The organism is Dryocola sp. LX212, assembly GCA_041504365.1.
GTDB lineage: Bacteria > Pseudomonadota > Gammaproteobacteria > Enterobacterales > Enterobacteriaceae > Dryocola.
This window is the reverse complement of the sequence record CP167917.1, coordinates 2,872,515-2,890,828: the sequence shown is the minus strand read 5'-3', so window position 1 is coordinate 2,890,828 and position 18,314 is coordinate 2,872,515. Positions and strand designations below refer to the sequence as shown.

23 protein-coding genes are annotated in these 18,314 nt (G+C 57.7%); 5 read left to right on the top strand and 18 right to left on the bottom strand.

Annotated features, from left to right (window positions below; translation table 11 throughout):
- Nucleotides 1-5: 5 nt before the first annotated feature.
- Nucleotides 6-479 (top strand): very short patch repair endonuclease, encoded by a 474-nt coding sequence (locus ACA108_14065; protein ID XEX94509.1) that lies wholly within the window; start codon nt 6-8, stop codon nt 477-479.
- A gap of 28 nt (nt 480-507) precedes the next feature.
- Here the strand turns inward: ACA108_14065 and yedA are convergent, their stop codons facing one another.
- On the bottom strand, nt 508-1,425 hold the full coding sequence (gene yedA, locus ACA108_14060; protein XEX94508.1) for a drug/metabolite exporter YedA: 918 nt from the start codon (nt 1,423-1,425) through the stop codon (nt 508-510).
- Nucleotides 1,426-1,593: 168 nt separating this feature from the next.
- Between yedA and ACA108_14055 the strand changes: the two genes are divergently transcribed.
- Together ACA108_14055 and ACA108_14050 are read left to right on the top strand one after the other, a co-directional pair.
- Entirely contained in the window at nt 1,594-2,514 is a 921-nt protein-coding gene (locus ACA108_14055) for a DUF808 domain-containing protein (GenBank protein ID XEX94507.1), read from the top strand.
- A gap of 92 nt (nt 2,515-2,606) precedes the next feature.
- Nucleotides 2,607-2,786: a YodC family protein gene (locus ACA108_14050; protein ID XEX94506.1), complete on the top strand. Its 180-nt coding sequence runs from the start codon at nt 2,607-2,609 to the stop codon at nt 2,784-2,786.
- Between the two features lie 36 nt (nt 2,787-2,822).
- Here ACA108_14050 and ACA108_14045 read toward each other — a convergent pair whose 3' ends face one another.
- A complete protein-coding gene (locus ACA108_14045; protein ID XEX94505.1) occupies nt 2,823-3,212 on the bottom strand; it encodes a helix-turn-helix domain-containing protein in 390 nt (129 codons plus the stop codon).
- A 154-nt stretch (nt 3,213-3,366) separates the two neighbouring features.
- Here ACA108_14045 and dgcQ point away from each other — a divergent pair, with 154 nt between their 5' ends.
- Nucleotides 3,367-5,043: a cellulose biosynthesis regulator diguanylate cyclase DgcQ gene (gene dgcQ / locus ACA108_14040; protein ID XEX94504.1), complete on the top strand. Its 1,677-nt coding sequence runs from the start codon at nt 3,367-3,369 to the stop codon at nt 5,041-5,043.
- A gap of 4 nt (nt 5,044-5,047) precedes the next feature.
- Here dgcQ and ACA108_14035 read toward each other — a convergent pair whose 3' ends face one another.
- Together ACA108_14035 and yodD are read right to left on the bottom strand one after the other, a co-directional pair.
- Entirely contained in the window at nt 5,048-5,866 is an 819-nt protein-coding gene (locus ACA108_14035) for a mannosyl-3-phosphoglycerate phosphatase-related protein (protein ID XEX94503.1), read from the bottom strand.
- Between the two features lie 191 nt (nt 5,867-6,057).
- The gene (yodD, locus tag ACA108_14030) at nt 6,058-6,291 is read right to left on the bottom strand and encodes a YodD family peroxide/acid resistance protein (GenBank protein XEX94502.1); all 234 of its coding nucleotides are present in this window, start codon (nt 6,289-6,291) and stop codon (nt 6,058-6,060) included.
- Between the two features lie 131 nt (nt 6,292-6,422).
- Between yodD and dsrB the strand changes: the two genes are divergently transcribed.
- Nucleotides 6,423-6,611, top strand: a complete 189-nt coding sequence (dsrB, locus tag ACA108_14025; GenBank protein ID XEX94501.1) for a protein DsrB — start codon at nt 6,423-6,425, stop codon at nt 6,609-6,611.
- A gap of 133 nt (nt 6,612-6,744) precedes the next feature.
- Here the strand turns inward: dsrB and rcsA are convergent, their stop codons facing one another.
- The 14 genes from rcsA to fliF all read right to left on the bottom strand — a co-directional run bounded on the left by rcsA (nt 6,745) and on the right by fliF (nt 18,298).
- Complete coding sequence (rcsA, locus tag ACA108_14020; GenBank protein ID XEX94500.1) at nt 6,745-7,368, bottom strand: transcriptional regulator RcsA; 624 nt, start codon at nt 7,366-7,368, stop codon at nt 6,745-6,747.
- A 300-nt stretch (nt 7,369-7,668) separates the two neighbouring features.
- Nucleotides 7,669-8,454 (bottom strand): flagellar biosynthetic protein FliR, encoded by a 786-nt coding sequence (fliR, locus tag ACA108_14015; GenBank protein XEX94499.1) that lies wholly within the window; start codon nt 8,452-8,454, stop codon nt 7,669-7,671.
- The gene (gene fliQ, locus ACA108_14010) at nt 8,451-8,720 is read right to left on the bottom strand and encodes a flagellar biosynthesis protein FliQ (GenBank protein ID XEX94498.1); all 270 of its coding nucleotides are present in this window, start codon (nt 8,718-8,720) and stop codon (nt 8,451-8,453) included. Before fliQ ends, fliR begins: the two co-directional genes overlap by 4 nt.
- Before the next feature lie 8 nt (nt 8,721-8,728).
- Nucleotides 8,729-9,478: a flagellar type III secretion system pore protein FliP gene (gene fliP / locus ACA108_14005; protein XEX94497.1), complete on the bottom strand. Its 750-nt coding sequence runs from the start codon at nt 9,476-9,478 to the stop codon at nt 8,729-8,731.
- On the bottom strand, nt 9,478-9,852 hold the full coding sequence (fliO, locus tag ACA108_14000) for a flagellar biosynthetic protein FliO (GenBank protein XEX94496.1): 375 nt from the start codon (nt 9,850-9,852) through the stop codon (nt 9,478-9,480). The genes fliP and fliO overlap by 1 nt, the downstream gene beginning before the upstream one ends.
- Nucleotides 9,853-9,856: 4 nt before the next feature.
- Entirely contained in the window at nt 9,857-10,267 is a 411-nt protein-coding gene (fliN, locus tag ACA108_13995) for a flagellar motor switch protein FliN (GenBank protein XEX94495.1), read from the bottom strand.
- The gene (gene fliM / locus ACA108_13990) at nt 10,264-11,268 is read right to left on the bottom strand and encodes a flagellar motor switch protein FliM (protein ID XEX94494.1); all 1,005 of its coding nucleotides are present in this window, start codon (nt 11,266-11,268) and stop codon (nt 10,264-10,266) included. Before fliM ends, fliN begins: the two co-directional genes overlap by 4 nt.
- A 4-nt stretch (nt 11,269-11,272) precedes the next feature.
- Nucleotides 11,273-11,740 (bottom strand): flagellar basal body-associated protein FliL, encoded by a 468-nt coding sequence (fliL, locus tag ACA108_13985; protein XEX94493.1) that lies wholly within the window; start codon nt 11,738-11,740, stop codon nt 11,273-11,275.
- A gap of 125 nt (nt 11,741-11,865) precedes the next feature.
- Nucleotides 11,866-13,110 (bottom strand): flagellar hook-length control protein FliK, encoded by a 1,245-nt coding sequence (locus ACA108_13980; protein XEX94492.1) that lies wholly within the window; start codon nt 13,108-13,110, stop codon nt 11,866-11,868.
- Nucleotides 13,107-13,550 (bottom strand): flagellar export protein FliJ, encoded by a 444-nt coding sequence (gene fliJ, locus ACA108_13975; GenBank protein ID XEX94491.1) that lies wholly within the window; start codon nt 13,548-13,550, stop codon nt 13,107-13,109. Before fliJ ends, ACA108_13980 begins: the two co-directional genes overlap by 4 nt.
- 12 nt (nt 13,551-13,562) lie before the next feature.
- Nucleotides 13,563-14,921: a flagellar protein export ATPase FliI gene (fliI, locus tag ACA108_13970; protein XEX94490.1), complete on the bottom strand. Its 1,359-nt coding sequence runs from the start codon at nt 14,919-14,921 to the stop codon at nt 13,563-13,565.
- The gene (fliH, locus tag ACA108_13965) at nt 14,921-15,622 is read right to left on the bottom strand and encodes a flagellar assembly protein FliH (protein ID XEX94489.1); all 702 of its coding nucleotides are present in this window, start codon (nt 15,620-15,622) and stop codon (nt 14,921-14,923) included. Before fliH ends, fliI begins: the two co-directional genes overlap by 1 nt.
- Nucleotides 15,615-16,607 (bottom strand): flagellar motor switch protein FliG, encoded by a 993-nt coding sequence (gene fliG, locus ACA108_13960; protein XEX94488.1) that lies wholly within the window; start codon nt 16,605-16,607, stop codon nt 15,615-15,617. Before fliG ends, fliH begins: the two co-directional genes overlap by 8 nt.
- Entirely contained in the window at nt 16,604-18,298 is a 1,695-nt protein-coding gene (fliF, locus tag ACA108_13955; protein XEX94487.1) for a flagellar basal-body MS-ring/collar protein FliF, read from the bottom strand. The genes fliG and fliF overlap by 4 nt, the downstream gene beginning before the upstream one ends.
- Nucleotides 18,299-18,314 lie beyond the last annotated feature (16 nt).

The window sequence follows — 18,314 nt, the reverse complement described above, 5'->3', positions numbered from 1 at the left end:
AAACAATGGCTGATGTTCACAGCAAAGAAGTGCGCAGCAAAAATATGCGCGCTATTGCAACGCGGGATACGGCCATTGAAAAGCGCGTAGCGTTGCTTCTGAACGACTGCGGGTTTGCTTTCCGGGTGCAGGACGCGGCGCTTGCCGGGCGGCCTGATTTTGTTGTCGAAGCGTACCGCTGCATTATCTTTACCCACGGCTGCTTCTGGCATCATCACGACTGTTATCTCTTCAGGGTGCCCGCGACGCGCACCGACTTCTGGCTGGAGAAGATCGGCAAGAACGTTGCGCGTGACAAGCGTGATATTCATCGCCTGCTTAGCGAAGAGTGGCGCGTGCTGATAGTCTGGGAATGCGCGCTGCGGGGCCGGGAAAAGCTCAGCGACGAATCGCTGAGGGAAAGGCTTGAAGAGTGGATTTGCGGCGGCGGGCGCTATGCGGAGATTAATACCGCAGGTATTCGCGAGCGCGAGGTGTAACGGGCAGCCAGCGCCGCCCGTGAACGCATTACTTATCTACCTCACACGCGGTCATTACCGGCTTTGGGGGCAGCAGATATTTCCCCAGCGTCACCAGCACTACCGCAAAGATAATTACGCCTAACGCCAGCCATTCGACCGGCGACAAACTTTCCCCTGCGAAGCCGGTGCCCAGTAAAACCGCCACCACAGGATTAACGTAGGCGTAGCTGGTAGCGACCGCTGGCGCCACGTTTCGAATCAGGTACATATAAGCACTGATGGCGATAATCGAGCCGAACAGGGCCAGATATCCAACGGCCATAAAGCCCGCTGCCGTTGGCATCACCGTCAACCTTTCCCCCGTCAGGGCTGCCGCGCCCAGCAGGACAATGCCCGCTGCCAGCATCTCAATGGCGCCCGCCATCAGCCCCTTAGGTAGCTCAATACGCGAGCCGTAAACTGAGCCGAATGCCCAGCTCACAGAGCCAACCAGAATCAACAGCGCCCCGCCAGGGTTGCCGCTCAGGTTGCCGCCGCTGTTCAGCAGGACAATACCCGCCAGGCCTATGGCGATGCCCAGCCACTCCAGCTTGCGCGTGGGAATGCCAAACAGGCGGCTGAAACACAGGGTAAACAGCGGCACCGTTGCCACCATTACGGCCGCGATGCCGGAAGGCACGTGCTGATGTTCTGCAACGGTCACAAAGCCGTTGCCCACGGCCAGCAGCAGAACGCCAATTAACGCGGCGTTAAGCACAGGCCGGAGGGGCGGGAGTTTATGGCCGCGCAGCAGCAGAACCGCCAGCAGCAGAACTCCGGCGCTCATAAAGCGCACGCCAGCCATCATAAACGGCGGCCAGCTTTTCACACCGATGGCGATGGCAAAATAGGTTGAACCCCAGATGATATACAGCGCAAAAAGCGCGGCTACCAGCGGTAACAGCTGTCCGGAACGAACACGCATATTTCCTCACGATACGATAGACAGAAGGCTAATAGTTAACGCCTAAACTATCCGCCTGGCGAGACTTTTACTTGTTATTGAACTGTTAATTTTCATTGACAGTGCGCTTCGATTTTTCGTCGCCCGGGTTTTGCTCCATACTGTTGACGTCACTTACAAAAAAGGAAGATGATTTTGGCTGGAAGTAGCTTACTAACGCTTCTCGATGATATCGCCACGCTGCTGGACGATATCTCTTTAATGGGCAAGCTGGCGGCAAAGAAAACGGCTGGCGTACTGGGAGATGATTTATCGCTAAACGCCCAGCAGGTTTCCGGCGTGCGGGCAAACCGCGAGCTGCCGGTGGTGTGGAGCGTGGCGAAAGGTTCGTTTCTCAATAAACTGATCCTGGTGCCGCTGGCTTTAGTCATCAGCGCCTTCGCGCCCTGGGCTATTACGCCGCTACTGATGGTGGGGGGGGCGTTTTTGTGTTTTGAAGGGGTGGAGAAGGTTGTCCATAGCCTGCAGGCGCGCAAGCACAAAGAAACCCCCGAAGAAAAACAGGCCCGTCTGGATGCCGTGGCTAAGCAGGATCCGATGGTTTATGAGCGCGATAAGGTGAAAGGGGCTATTCGCACCGACTTTATTCTTTCGGCCGAAATCGTCGCCATCACGCTCGGCATTGTCGCTGATGCGCCGCTGCTAACCCAGGTGCTGGTGCTGTCCGGGATTGCGATTCTGGTTACCGTTGGCGTTTATGGCTTAGTTGGCATGATCGTTAAGCTTGACGATCTGGGCTACTGGCTGGTGGAAAAGAGTTCGGCGCTGGCGAAAGGCATCGGCAAAGCGCTGCTGGTGCTGGCCCCCTGGCTGATGAAGTTCCTGTCGGTTGTCGGTACGCTGGCCATGTTCCTCGTCGGCGGCGGGATCCTGGTGCACGGCATTCCCGCGTTACACCATGCGATTGAAAATTTTACGCAGCAGTTCGGCGGCGTGGTGCATCTGCTTGGCCCGACGCTGGTCAATCTTGTGCTCGGCTTTATCGTCGGCGGCATCGTTCTGCTGGCGGTAAACGGAATAAACCGCATGCGGGGCAAAGCGGCACACTAAGAATTTACTGAAATTTGCGTTTTGTGCCGGGCATAAATGCTGCTTTTTGACTATACCTGTAAAAGTTTTCACCCCTGATACCGGAGGCAGATATGGTCTATTTGGTCAGCGATGAAGTTCAGCCTAAAAATGGTGGCCCAAGGATGATCGTTACCGGCTATTCCAGCGGCATGGTTGAGTGCCGCTGGTATGATGGTTTTGGCGTCAAACGTGAAGCCTTCCGCGAGGACGATCTGGCCCCTACGGCCACCAGAGCACAGCAGCAAAGCTAAATAAAAAAATACCCGGTTTAATCACCGGGTATTTTTTTATGCCACGTCGGCAGCAAGGGGCGCCAGCGGGGGAGTGAGGCGCAGCTTCAGATGTGGATCCTGGCGGCAGGCCTGCGGAGTAATCCCGTAGTATTTCTTGAACAGCGTGGTGAACTGCGACTGAGAACTGAAGCCAAACTCCATGGCGATATCCAGAACCCGCAGGTTAGTTTCACGCAGTTTATAAACCGCCTCGGTGAGTTTTCGCTCCCTAATGTAACGTCCGATGGCAATGCCGGTCGTGGCGCGAAAAACGCTTTGCATATACCACACTGAAAAACCGGAAATCGCTGCCAGCTCCGGCAGCGCGATGCCGCAGTCGAGATGCTTTTCTATCCATTCGCGCAGCGAGATGACCAGCGCCTGATGTGGATTCAGTGTCGCCATGGCGAAATCCTCAATTTGAAATTACCCTAAGAATGATCCCTGGGAGAAAGCCCGCATTTGCAGGCATAATACCCGCCCTGGCGCCGGGGACGAAATCAAAGGGCACTTGCGGAAAAATCAGGTAGCAAATCGGGTTTCTATCAGGGAGCGTTGAGTGTCGGTATCATCCCTAAAGCGTGTCATTAGCCGTTTCAAACGGCCATTAAAAGTAGTCAACATCTGCTTTATTTTCGTTTTGATTTTCTCAACCCTGCTGACCTGGCGCGAGGCGGTGGTGCTGGAAAATGCCTACGTATCAAGCCAGCGCAACAGCCTGGACAACATCGCCACTGCGCTTGACAGGCAGCTGCAATACAATATTGATAACCTGCTGTTTTATCGCAATACGATGTATTATGCGCTGCAGTCGCCGATCTCTACCGACAAATCGCGCAAAGCGCTGGCCTCCTTCGAAGAGCAACGGACCCTGCCTTTCTGGCAGATACGTCTGGATATCAACCGTAGCCTGCCGCTGAGCGGCGTGTCCGATGAGTTTGTCAGCAGCAGCAGGCTGCTCGACCGCGATGCGGGCACCATTCATCAGGAGCTGGAAGCCGCGCTTGAATTCAGTTACATCATGCGCCTGACGGACAGCAAAAACGATTTACAGCGCCGCGTTTTCTATGCCTCCCGCTCAGGCTTCTACCTGTCCAGTACGCCGCCGAAAGACGATCCGCAAATTATCTCTCGCTATTACCGCCTCGTCGCGCAGCCTTATTTCACCGCTCAGTCGCCGGAAAATAACCCGGACCGTAGTCTGGAATGGACACACACTTTTAATCCCGCCAGCGCCACTGGTCAGGTCATCACCGCGGCGGTGCCGCTGGACAGCCAGGCCCGCTGGTACGGTGTAGTGGCGATGGATTTCTCCGTTGCATCCATGCATAAGTTTTTGAGCGATGCGCGTCGCGATGAGGACGAAGGGACCATCCTGCTCTACGACAAGAAGTTTAATCTGATCGCCAGCTCGGCAAACGAACCGCCGTCCGTCGCCCAGTTCACGGCGACGCAGAAGGCGGAGATTGCCCGAAAAGTGGGGGCGGCAAGCCGCGGGGATGAAGGGGAGCTGCGTATGGACAGCCGCTTTGTCACCTGGTCCAGGCTGAATAACTTTGACGGCGTGCTGGTGAAGGTGCATACCCTTGAAGAGGGCGTGCAGGGTGAGTTCGGCCGGATCAGCATTGTAATTGGCATCCTGTGGGCGCTGTTTACCCTGATGCTGCTGGCTTCCTGGCTGGTGATCCGCAGGCTGGTGCATAACATGCTCGCGCTGCAAACGAAGCTTACCTGGAAGGCGAACTACGACACGCTGACCAACCTGTACAACCGCGGCGCATTTTTCGATCTCGCCCGCTCGACCGCAGAGCAGTGCGAACGGCAATTGCTGCCGTTCAGCGTAACCCAGATGGACCTCGACTTCTTTAAAAACATCAACGATCGCTTCGGGCATCACGCCGGGGACGTAGTGCTGGCCCGTGCGGCGGCGATCATAAGCGGGGCGCTACGAGCCGGGGATGTAGCAGGGCGAGTAGGGGGAGAAGAGTTCTGCATTGTTCTTCCGGGAGCGACGATTGACGACGCGGCGCTGGTGGCTGAACGCATTCGCGCGCGTATCAGCATTAAAGAGCTGCTGTTGAAGCTGGGTGAAACGGTGAAGATTAGCGCCTCGTTTGGGGTCAGCAGCGCTCAGGAATACGGTGACTATGATTTCGAACGTCTTCAGTCTTATGCCGACCAGCGTCTGTATAAGGCCAAGCAGGCCGGTCGTAATCAGGTATGTGCCCACGATTAACCGATTATTTTTCGGAGGGGATGAAGTGATCCAGCCCTTCTTTCCAGCCTTCCGGTCCGTAGTGAACGCTGTGGTAGACCCGCTGCGGGTTATCGTTGCGTAGAACGACAGGCTGTCGACTGTAGCCTTTTACCACCACGGCAAAATCGACGCTATCGAGCAGCGTTGCGTCGTTCGGACCGTCGCCCAGGCCGATAGTGGCGTAGCTTATACCGTCTCGCTGCTGGTATTCACCCTGTAGCCAACGAAACGCCTGTCCTATATCACACTGTTTATCCAGCACGTGCCAGAAACGCCCGCCCTGGACCAGCTTCAGCCCGTGTTTGGCCACCTCCTCTGCGAACGCAGAAAACATCTCTTCGCTGTCACGCCAGATAAATGCCTCTGAGGCTTCCCTCAGACGCGCCAGGGATGCCTGTTTACGGGTCTGACCGGTCAGATCGCTAACAGTGTTGTCGTCTACGTCGGCGAAACAGGTAAATTTAAAAGTGAACCGATCGCGTAATTTGTTAAGCAAAGCGATAATTTCATCGTGTCGGACACCTACTAAAATTCGTGGGGCTCTCTCATGATCGTCCCACGTTTCCGGCAGCTGAATGACGCCGCCGTTCTCGGCGATAAACGGCTGTCCGCTCAGCCCCAGCTCCTTTTGCCACTCAACCATTTCTGCGGAACTTTTACTGCTGCACAAAACCACTGGGACGCCACGCTGCTTGAACAGGCCCAGCCAGCCACTTGCCGCTTCCCAGCGGTAGGTGTGATGGTCCAGTAGGGTGCCATCAAGGTCAGAGGCGATCAGTAACGAATCAGACAGATGTGGCATTGAGTTTCCTTCATATGTTCGGTGAATTTGTATTTGCTAATTCATAATCATTGAAAATATATTCTTGTTTTACAAAAAATTTGCAGTAAGGTGAGTGTCGCCATCAGATTTCCTGATGTAGCGAATTTCAAATGCTTCTTGCATGATTCATGCTTTTTACATCCCGGCTCCCCGGCCGGGATGCTTTTTCGCTACCTGTTGATCTCACTGACGGTGAAATCATGAATGTCTAATTCAAAGGCCTCCGCAAGCTCGGTATAGGTATGCCATGTCCGGCCATCGACGCTGACCCGGTGAGGATCTTCCTCATCACCTGCCCGTTTCACTTCGCTTTCGCTGATTTCGTTGATGGCCGCCAGAAGGGCGTCGACATCGATACCAATCTCACGGTGTACCGTTTCGCTGTACTCTTTTGCGGTCTTCATGCGTTTATCTCCTGCAACTCAACAAACTTAAGTATAGACGCTTAAGTAAATGCTTCGCCGCGGGCGTTCTGTCATGCGAATGAGTCGTTTTTGATCTACACTGGGCACAAAGAATCAGGAGGCTTTTTGTTATGCATATCAATGACCGAGTGACAGTGAAGACCGATGGGGGGCCGCGCCGTCCGGGCGTTGTGTTAGCGGTAGAGGAGTTCAGTGAGGGCACCATGTATCTGGTCTCGCTGGAGGATTATCCGCTGGGGATCTGGTTCTTTAATGAGACGGGTCATCCTGACGGGATTTTTGTCGAGCAGCAGGAGTAAAGACGGTTGCTCGTGGGGCGGATAAGCCTGTGCCATCCGCCTTTTCGGTTTAACCCGCTAACTGGCTCGTCGTTTAGCCATTATGCCGGATGCTGATATTTTTGAAGGCGTAGGGCAGAGGCCGGTCTAATAATTAACGAAGATTAACAAATATTCCGTTGGTTACGTTATCCGTCAGGCGGACAACATGATATATCACCTGCTTATTATGCGTTTTAATTTTGCGCTTGATATTGCCTTTGTGGGATGAAACCGTTTTTGCCTTAATGTTCATCTGATCGGATATTTGTATCGTTCCCTGTCCGGACATCCACATTTTTAACATACTCGATTCGGTGCGGCTTAAAGAAAGGGTCGGTATATTAATATGTCCGGTGCACTGCGCATTCTTGGCTAAGTATTCTTCGAGTATTTCGTCCAGCGATTCTGGCTTAATAGATTTGGAACTGATTAACAGGTTGTTTCTCACCAGCAGATATTCATCAAAATGGATATTGGCGATAGCCATAAACACGAGGAACAGCGTGCCGGGATGCTGATTGATGATCTGCTTAATGCGCAGGCTGCTTTGCGGGTCGTGTATAAAGCAGTCTTCATTAATAAACACCACGTTGGGCGTCAGGGTCCGGCAGGCTTCATCGAGCTCATCGACGCTCTGCACGTCGGTTATCTGCCGCTTTCTGATACCCCGGCTGGCAAGATAACCGGTGAGCCCCAGCCGGGTATAACTGCATAAGTCCATAATTATCGTTGACATAGCAAACCCTCACTAAGTGTATTTTCTTTATCGCGATCGGTCGGATCGTCCGCTGCTAAATCACCCTGCCTGAATGCTTAAGAATTTTCGCCCAGAGGTGATGATTCGAAAGTAATTTTTGGCGGGATTACTATCCCGTAAAGTTATGTATAATTTGCTAAGACAATTCTCAAATTAATGTGAATGTTACGATATGTGAGAGCGATAAAAACATATATCCCGCGTCAGGGATATCCTGGTAGATGTTATTCAGTTTTATTTTTAGGATTATCCTCAGAGAGGCATTAAGAAGAGTGTGGATTAGCCGGCGGGTATTTCGCTCACGATATCGGCAAGCAAGTCAAATATCTCGCTAAATAAATGTTCGGCGAAGGGAGCAATCAGCGGCATTAATGCCGCCATCACCAGCATGCCAATCGACAGCGTGACCGGGAAGCCAATGACAAATACCGAAAGCTGGGGAGCCATGCGGTTTAACAGCCCGAGCGCCAGGTTCAGGGTCAGCAGGAGGGTAATCAGCGGCAGCGCCAGCATCAGGCCGTTGAGAAAAATCAGGCCGCCCGCCCGGCTTAGCGCCATAAACACGTTGCTGTTGATCGGATCGCCGCCAATCGGCAGGGTGTGGAAGGTGTCCACCAGAATAGAGATCAGCCACAGGTGGCCGTTAAACGTCAGGAACAGCAGCATCACCAGCATATCCATCAGCCGCGCCAGCACGGGCATATTCAGGCGGCTGGCAGGATCGAAGAAGGTGGCAAACGACAGGCCCATCTGCAGGCCAATAATCTCACCCGCCATGCGAATGGCCGCGAAGGCAAACTGCATCGTAAAGCCGATCAGGATGCCAATCAGGATCTGCTGTGCCGCAAGCCAGAAGCCGGCGACGGAGAAAATGGTCACGCCGGAGGCGGGAAGCGTCGGGGCGACAATCCAGGTGATCATCAGCCCGAGGCCGATTTTGACCTTTTTGGAAATCGCCCGCTCGCTGAAGATAGGCGCGGTGCTGATAAGCGCCATAATCCGCAGAAAGGGCCAGAAGCCCATGCTCAGCAAATTCAGCCACTGCGTGCTGTCAACGTGGATCATCCAATCATCGTCGGCAGATTAGTCAGCAGGGTGCGCATATAGTCGAGCAGCAGGTTGAGCATCCAGGGCCCGGCGACCACCATCGTCACGAATACCGCGAGGATCTTCGGAATAAACGACAGGGTCATTTCGTTAATTTGCGTAGCGGCCTGCAGCATGGAAATAATCAGCCCCGTTACCAGGGCCACCAGCAGCAGCGGCGCGGCGAGCGCCAGGGCAACTTTCATCGCCTCGGTGCCCATCATCATGACCGATTCAGGGGTCATCGCTTACCTCAACTGTAAAAGCTTTGCGCAAGGGAGCCGACCAGCAGCTGCCAGCCGTCCACCAGCACGAACAGCATCAGCTTGAAGGGCAGGGCAATCGTGGCGGGGGGCACCATCATCATCCCCAGCGCCATCAGCACGCTGGCGACCACCAGATCGATAATCAGGAACGGAATAAATACCGTAAAGCCAATCTGGAAAGCTGTTTTCAGCTCGCTCGTCACGTAGGCGGGCAGCAGGATACGCATCGGCACCACCTCAGGGCCGTCCAGCGGCGGGGTATTGGCCAGGCGAGCAAACAGCGCAAGGTCCGCCTCACGCGTCTGGCGCAGCATAAACTCGCGCAGCGGCTGGGCGCCTTTTTCGATGGCTTCCGGCATCTCGATCTTGTTTTCGCTGAACGGCTGATAAGCGTCGGTGTAAATCTTGTCAAACACCGGCGACATGATAAAGAAGGTCAGGAACAGCGCCAGGCCCAGCAGCACCTGGTTCGGCGGCGCGGAGGGCGTACCGAGCGCGTTGCGCAGCAGGCCAAAGACGATGATGATGCGCGTGAAGCTGGTCATCATCAGCAGAATGGCGGGCAGGAAGGTCAGCGAGGTAATAAAAACCAGCGTCTGCACCGGCAGCGACCAGCTCTGGCCGCCGTTGGCCATCGGCTGGCTAACCAGCCCCGGCAGCTGGGCCAGTGCCTGAGGCGTGACAAACAGCAGGCTTATCAGAAAACCCATTAACGAGAAGGACAAAAAACGTTTCATCAGGCTTTCCCGTTACGCTTTAGCAAATTTTTCATCAGATTCTGGAATTCAGCCTGTCCGGCAGGGGCTGGATCGCTACTGACCACCGCAGGTGGCAACGTGTGCAGATGGGTTATCTGTGAAGCCGTGACGCCCAGCACCAGGCGAGCGTCCTCCACGTCGATAATCACCACGCGTTCGCGCGGGCCTACGCTTGCGCTCGCGCTGATATTCAGCCCCTTTCGGGAGCCTGACTTGCCGCCAAAACCAAAGCGTTTGACGAGCCACGCCGCCAGCAGGATAAACAGTATGATGGCCGTTAATGCACCGCTCACCTGGACGAGCGGCGAGCCGGCACCAACCGCGGGCTGCTGTACAGCAGTCTGGGTCTTCATGGGTTTAACGGCTCAGACGACGCATGCGTTCCGACGGCGTGATGATATCGGTGATGCGAACGCCGTATTTATCAGCAACAACCACCACTTCACCCTGGGCAATCAGATAGCCGTTGATCAGGATATCCAGCGGCTCACCGGCCAGGCCGTCAAGGGCGACGACGGAGCCCTGGGAGAGGCGCAGCAGCTCTTTGATGGTCATACGGGTGCGGCCAAGCTCGACGGTCAGCTTGACCGGGATATCCATGATCAGATCGATATCCTGCATGGCTCCGGCAATGTCGTTGCCTTCCAGCGCACGGAAGACGTTGTCGGCGTTACTTTTGCTGGAGACTTTCTGTTCGTTCAGCGCGTCAGCCCACAGATCGTCCACGGAGCCTGCATCGTCTTTGGACGGGTCGTTAATATCACTCATTTGGGCTGTTCCTCATTCAGCGAATTCAGTATCGGGTTGATCAAGTGTTCGACGCGCAGGGCGTACTGGCCGTTGAGCGTGCCGTATTGACTGGTCAGCACCGGTACGCCGTCAACGTGAGCCAGAATGCGATCCGGCTTGTCGACGGGCAGCACGTCGCCAGGTTTTAGTTTTAAGATCTGCGAGAGACGCAGCGGAATATCGGCGAAGTTCGCCACCAGCTCCAGCTCGGAATGCTGCACCTGGCGCACCAGCGTGTCGCGCCAGCTCTGGTCTTCCTGGCGGGAGTTCTCCAGCGGCGGATTCACCAGCAGCTCGCGCAGCGGTTCGATCATGCTGAACGGCAGGCAGATGTTGAATTCGCCGGTCAGGTTGCCGATCTCGACGTGGAACGGCGTATTCACCACGATGTCGTTAGGCGAGGTGGTGATATTGGTGAACTTCACCTGCATTTCGGAGCGCACGTACTCCACTTCCAGCGGGTAGATGGCTTTCCACGCGTCGCTGTAGGCTTCCAGTGCCAGCTTCAGCATGCGGTTAATCACGCGCTGTTCGGTATGGGTGAACTCGCGGCCTTCGACTTTCGTCGGGAAGCGCCCGTCGCCGCCGAACAGGTTGTCCACGGCGATAAACACCAGGCTTGGGGAAAACACGAACAGACCGGTGCCGCGCAGCGGTTTTAGATGCATCAGGTTGAGGTTGGTCGGTACCGGCAGGTTACGCGCAAACTCGTGATAAGGCTGGATGCGAATCGCCCCGACGGTGATGTCCGGGCTGCGACGCAGCAGGTTGAACAGCCCCATGCGGAACTGACGCGCAAAGCGCTCGTTGATGATCTCCAGCGCCTGCAGGCGCTCACGCACCACGCGACGCTGGGTATTCGGGTCGTAGGGGCGGATGTTGGTTTCACTCGCCGCCCCGGCCTTTGGTTCATCGCTGCTGTCGGCATCGCCGTTAAGCAGCGCGTCAATTTCGGCCTGTGAAAGAATGCTGTCGCCCATGGTCCTACCGCAAAATAAAGGCGGTATACAGCACGTCGCTGACCGCCTGTTGAGGCTGACCAGCAACCAGAGGCGGCGCCAGCGTATTCTTAATGGCTTCGACCAGCTTCTGCTTGCCTTCATCGGTCGCAAGGGCAGAGGCGTCCTGACGGGAAAACAGCAGTAGCAGGCGGCTGCGCACTTCCGGCAGGAATTCGCTCAGGCGCTGACGGGTGGCATCATCTTTCAGGCGCAGCGTAATGCCGATATACAGCACGCGGTCCGCATCGCCCAGGTTAACGGTGAAAGTATCAAGGGCGAAAAAGACTGGCGCAGGCGGCGGCTCGGGCTTGTCTGCCTGCGCCGTGGTCGGGTGCTGCTGCATTCGCCAGTAGCTGTAGCCTGCGGTGGCACAGGCGGCAAGAGTTATCAGGACCAGTAACGGCATCCAGATGGAGCGCCTGCGGCCTTTGGTCTGTGCGGTGTCGGTCATATCCCACGTTATTCCTGTATCGGTACTGCTTATGGACTGATTATCCCGCGCCGTCCACGGCATCAAAGCCTGGAAAACACGGGATAATTGCTGCTACCTCGGACGTTTGAGTTAAGTCACGCCGCTCAGGCAAAAATATCGACGGCGTTATTGCCGCTGGCCATGCGCTGAATGCTGGCTGGAACCGCAGCGGATTCCGCCTCGCCGACTGGGCCTGGGAAGCTGCCCGCTGAACGCCGTGAAGCCTGCTGCTGGCCCGACTGCTGCTGTTGCTGGGCGAAGTTCTCGCCGCCGCCGCTGATGCTGCTCTGGCCGAGCTGGATGCCGCTTTCCGCCAGCGCCGTGCGTAAGGTCGGCAGCGTGGCTTCCAGCGCCGCGCGCACGTGGCCGTGCGGTGAAGCCATCTGCAGCTGCGCCTGGTTGTCATCGAGCTTCAGGGTGATCTGGATCTGCCCCAGGTCCTCAGGATGCAGGCGCAGCTCGGCGCTCTGCTGGCCCTGGCGGGTAAACAGGGTCACCTGCTGGCTAATCGCCTGCTGCCACTCCTGGCTGCCAAGCTGGGCGCTAATCTGCGGCGCAACCGGCGTGGCGATTTGCGTGCTTACCGGCGTGCTGACGGTGGCACTGCTTAGCGCAGGCGTGGCGTTTACGGTTGGAGCGGCGTTATTACTGATGGCGCTGTCCCGGCTCTCTTTATCGGCGGTGGCAGCAGGCAGGGCAGTATCATGGACAGCCTGTTGGGGGGCCGGCGCAGGCGTTTTAACCGCAAACTTGTTTTCTTCTGTCCCGCCCGGCGCGGTCATGCTTTCTTCGGCTTTACCAGGCGTGGTTTTGGCCTGCGCGGAGCTGCCGCCCAGCAGGGCGCTCAGCGCTGAGGTTTCATCGTTATTCTTTCCGGCACTGGCCGCTACTAATGCTGTCGCGGGCGCAGCCGGATTCTGCTGTGGCAGCATGGCGAACAGCGCGCTCAGGGCCTGCATGTCCGCCGGACTTAATTTATGACTGCCGTCAGCGGCGGTATCCGACTTGGTTGTTTTGTCCTGGGCGATAACATTGCCGGAGTTTGCCAGCAGGGCGGTGAGCGCTTCGGGCTGGCCTGCATCCAGCTCGTGCAGCAGATCGGCAAGGGGCGTTTTAACCGCCCCTGAATCATCGGCTGCGGCGTCTTTGCCGGTCACTTTCTTCAGCGCGGCGCTTAAAGAGAGCGTCTCGCCGTCTTCCAGCGTCAGCTGGCCCGGCAGGGCTTTACCGAACAGGCTCAGGAAATCGTCGCTTATACCTTTCGTTTCTTTGCTGCTTTTACCGAAGGCCGCAGTCGTCAGGCCCGCGTCGGTATCGGCGGCGGGGGTCACCAGGGGCAGTTTGATCATTGGCTTTTCCTCATCGTTGCCCGCTGGGCGTATTCATCCATCAGTTTCTGATCGAGCTTATTTTCCGCCAGCAGCCTCTCCGCCGCTCTGCGATCCCGCAGCGTCTGCCAGGCCTGCAGGCGCTTCTGCTTTTCCTGCCAGAAGTTCAGCGCCTGCTCGACCTTGCTGGTCCACTGCGTCAGCTGCTGGCGATGCTGGTCGATGGCCTTCTCCAGCGTCTGGATAAACTGCTGGTAGTTCTGCCAGCGCGTGCTGGCAATGCCCTGGCTCATGCTGTCGTTCAGGCTGTTGCGGTACTCAAACTGGTAGCCAATCAGCATGTTGAGCTGCTCTTCCGCCTGCTGAAATCCCCTGCGCATTTCGCCTAACCGTACCGCCGCGTTTTCAACGTCTTTTTCCGCAAGCTCGCGCAGGGTGTCCAGCGCCGTATTCTGGTTCATGGTTATCTCTCATCACACCGTCGGGAAGATAAGATCGAGCGCCGTGCAGGCGTCGTCCCACCCGCTGCGTTCGAAAATTCCCTGTTGTAAAAAGGCTTCCAGCTGTGGCCACAGCACGATAGCTTTATCGAGCATCGGGTCGCTGCCTTTGGCGTATGCCCCAACGCTCACGAGATCCCGGTTGCGCTGGAAGCTGGATAACAACTGCTTGAACTGCCTGACTCTTGCGTAGTGCTCATCGCTGATAAGCGCGGTCATGGCGCGGCTTATCGAAGCTTCGATATCTATAGCCGGATAGTGCCCGGCCTCGGCAAGACGGCGCGAAAGCACGATGTGGCCGTCGAGGATCGCGCGCGCGGAGTCGGCAATGGGATCCTGCTGGTCATCCCCTTCGGTCAGAACCGTATAGAACGCGGTAATTGAGCCTCCGCCGTGGATGCCGTTCCCGGCGCGCTCGACCAGCGCGGGCAGTTTCGCAAAGACCGAAGGCGGATACCCTTTGGTGGCCGGCGGCTCGCCGATGGCCAGCGCAATCTCACGCTGCGCCATGGCGTAGCGGGTGAGGGAGTCCATAATCAGCAGCACGTGCTGACCCCGGTCGCGGAAGTCTTCGGCGATGCGGGTGGCATACGCCGCGCCCTGCATACGCAGCAGCGGGGAAACGTCCGCAGGGGCAGCAATCACTACCGAGCGGGCGCGGCCCTCCGGGCCAAGAATGTTTTCGATAAAGTCTTTTACTTCGCGCCCGCGCTCGCCAATCAGCCCGACGACGATAACGTCGGCCTTGGTGTAGCGCGCCATCATCCCCAGCAGCACGCTCTTACCGACGCCGGAGCCCGCAAACAGGCCCATACGCTGGCCGCGTCCGACGGTGAGCAGGGCGTTGATCGGGCGAACGCCGACGTCCAGTACGTCTTCGATTGGGGTACGCTGGAGCGGGTTAAACGGTGCGGCGCCGAGCGCGCCCAGGGTGGTCGTTTCCGGTGCGGGCAGGCTGTCGAGCGGACGTCCGCTGCCGTCGAGCACTCGTCCCAGCAGCGCGGGACCAAGCGGCAGCTGTTTGCCGCTGTGCAGGCCGCTAACGCTTGTGGATCGGGCGTAAACGCGCGCGCCGGGCAAAATGCCTTCCACGTCTTCCAGCGGCATCAGGAAAAGCTTGTCGCCGTTAAATCCGACGACTTCGGCCTCAACTTCGCGGCTGTGCTGCTCGATGATGCAGGTCGCCCCGAGGGGTAGCTGTAACCCTGTGGCTTCGAGTACCAGCCCGGTTGCACGGGTCAGTCGCCCGTAGCGGCGCACGGAGGGGAGCTGGGACATGCGCTCCTCAAAACTATCCAACGTGTTGAGCCAGCGAGTAAGCCGGGCGGTCATCACAGCACACCCGGCGCGGCGAGGCGGCAAAGTTCCTGCCAGCGCGTTGCCACGCTGGCGTCGAGATCGCCTTCGTCAGCGGAGACTTTACAGCCGCCCTGATGCAGGCTCGGATCCCCGCGTAGCCGCCAGCCGTGCAGGCTTAACGTCGCGCCAAGCATCTCTTCGACGCGCTGCAGGTCGTCCGGGTGGACGCGCAGCTGCGGCTTGCCGCTGAAAATAGGCTCCTGCTGCAGCAGGCCCTGGATCTGTTTAATCAGCGCTGAGTTATCAACGCCCTGCGTGTGGCCAATCACCTGGCGAGCCGCCTCCAGCGCCATCTGCATCAGGCGTGAGGCGATAACGCTGTCCAGCGCATCCAGCGTGTACTGGAATTCGCTGACCAGCTGCTGCATGCGGGCGTGAACCGGAGCCTGCTGCTGTCTGGCCTCCGCCATGCCCTGCTCCAGCCCCTGCTGAAAACCCGCTTTGCGGCCTTCTTCAATCCCGGCCTGGCGACCGTCGCTGAAACCGGCCTGGTGGCCCTGTTCACGAGCCTGCGCCTGCATCATGGCCAGCGCATGCTGTAAATCCGGCTCGCTCTCCTGCTGCGCCTCGTCCGCCTGTTCACCATCCGGCAGAGTTATGCGTTCAAATTCCGGGGTGGCAGGGGGCGCCAGATCGTCCGGCAGCCAGGTTTTCCACGGCAGCGAATCAGACATAGGTGTCCTCGCTGGTGCCAATCACCATCTCGCCGGTTTCCGCCAGGCGGCGCACGATAAGCAGGATCGCCTTCTGTTCGTTCTCCACCTGCGACAGGCGTACCGGGCCACGGTTGGAGAGGTCGTCGCGCAGAATGTCCGCCGCGCGCTGGGACATGTTGCGCAGGAATTTCTCGCGCAGCGGCTGTTCGGCACCCTTCAGGGCAACCAGCAGGGATTCGGACTCCACTTCCTGCAGCAGGCGCTGGATGCTGCGGTCGTCCACTTCCACCAGATTTTCGAACAGGAACATCTCGTCGATGATTTTCTGCGCCAGTTCGCCGTCGAAGTCGCGCACTGCGGTAATAACCGCTTCCTCCTGCTGGGTTTTCATCAGGTTGATGATTTCCGCCGCCGTTCTCACGCCGCCCATTTTGCTGCGCTTGAGGTTCTGGCCGTCGAGCAGGTTGTTGAGCACTTCGGTCAGCTCCGCCAGCGCCGCAGGCTGCACGCCGCCGAAGGTGGCGATACGCAGCATGACATCGTTGCGCAGGCGCTCGTCGAACAGCGCCAGAATATCCGCCGCCTGGCCGCGCTTGAGGTGCACCAGAATCGTGGCGATGATCTGCGGATGCTCGTCGCGAATCAGGTCCGCCGCGCTCTGCGGCTCCATAAAGTTGAGCGTCTCCATGCCCGAGGTGGTTTCGCGGGTTTCGAGAATATCCTCCAGCAGGCTGGAGGCGCGCTCCTCGCCCAGCGCTTTGACCAGCACCGAACGCAGGTAGTCGTTGGCGTTGACGGAGAGGGCGGCAAACTGTTCCGCCTCCTGCTCAAACTCTGCCAGCACGTCGGTTAGCTGTTTGTTGGAAATCTGGCGGATGTTGGCCATCGCCGCGCTGACGTGCTGCACTTCACGCGGGCTGAGGTGCTTGAACACCTCGGCGGCGCGGTCTTCACCAATTGTCATCAGCAGAATGGCGCTCTTTTCGGTGCCGGTAATACTCATAGTTCGGTACTCATCCATTGGCGGATAACCAGCGCAACGACGCGCGGATCGTTATCGGACATGTCGCGGATACGCTGGCTCATCACTTCGGCGCTCAGGCGCTGGTTGGCTTTACGCTGCATCTGCTGTTCGTCTTTACTCAGGCGAACGGAGACGGCATCTTCTTCTTCCTCACGCTGCTTCAGGGCTTCGATCTGCGCTTTCTGCCGCTCTGCCTTACGCTGCAGCTGCGGACGGATGCCTTTGCGCCACAGTAGCCAGGCGACAATCAGTACGATTAACCAGCGGCCTGCGGACATCAGCAGGTCGAAGAAGGCCTGCTGCTGCCAGAACGGCAGTTCGCCACCGGTCTCATCGCTTGCGGTGAACGGTGAGTTCACCACGTTGAGCGTATCGCCACGCTTCTGCGAATACCCCATCGCTTCGCGCGTCAGATCTTCAATCTGTTTGATCTGGTCGTTGGTCATCGGCAGCGGCTTGCCGTCTTTTAGCTGGCGATAGTTCACCACCACCGCAACCGACAGGCGTTCAATATCGCCGGTGTTCAGTTTTGTATGGCGGATGGTGCGATCAACTTCGTAGTTGGTGGTTTCGTCGCGCTGGGTGTTGCTGGATCCGCTTTGCCCGGAGGTAGAGGTTGTCGGAGCCTGCCCGCCGTTTGCCGCCTGCTGTCCGTTAGCCTGATTCTGCTGCGCAGGCGCAGTGATAGGAGCGTTGTTCGGTGGGGCAGGCTGGTTGGAGAGCGCGCCGGGCACGCCGCCAGGCGCACGGCCATTGACCTGCTCGCTTTGGTTCAGCTGGCGTGAGCGCACCGCCGTCTGGCTCGGGTCGCTGTTCGGGCGGTACTGCTCTTCGGTCTGCTCTTTGTTAGAGAAGTCGATCTGTGCGGTGACCTGAGCGTGAACGTTGCCGCTGCCGACAATTGGCCCGAGGATGGATTCAATGCGGCGCTGGTAGCGGTTTTCAACGTCGGCGGCGTATTTCAGCTGCGCGTCGTTGAGGTCACGCCCGGCGGTGTTGGATTGGGTCAGCAGGTGGCCGCCCTGATCCACAAGCGTCACGTTACCCGGCGGCAGACCCGCCACGGCGCTGGAGACCATGTGGACCACGGCGCTAATTTGCCCTTCATCAAGGGCGCGGCCGGGCTGCAGGCTCAGGGTAACGGAGGCGGAGGGGGCTTTCTGTTCACGGACGAATAAAGAAGGCTTCGGCATGGCGAGGTGAACGCGGGCGTTTTTCACCGGGCCGAGCGTCTCGATGGTGCGGGCAAGCTCCCCCTCCAGCGCGCGCTGGTAGTTAACCTGCTCGCTGAACTGGCTGATGCCGAATTTTTCCTGATCCAGCAGCTCAAAGCCCACCGCGCCGCCTTTTGGCAGCCCCTGCTGGGCCAGACGCAGACGTAGGTCGTACACTTTGTCCGCCGGGACTTCTATCGCGCTGCCGTTGTCGGAGAAGCGATAGGGGATATTCATCTGGGTCAACTGGGTGACAATCGCACCGCCGTCCTGGTCGGCCAGGTTGCTGTACAACACTTTGTAGTCAGGCTGTTTTGCCCACAGCGCCAGGGCCACGATAATCGCGATGGCGGCCGCACCCGCGACGATTAATGGGATCTTAGGGTTTTCACGCAGCCGCGCGATCCACTCCTGAGCTTTACCGGGAGGTGTTTGTGTCTGTGCCGCAGCGGTCATTGCGTACCTCGCGGCT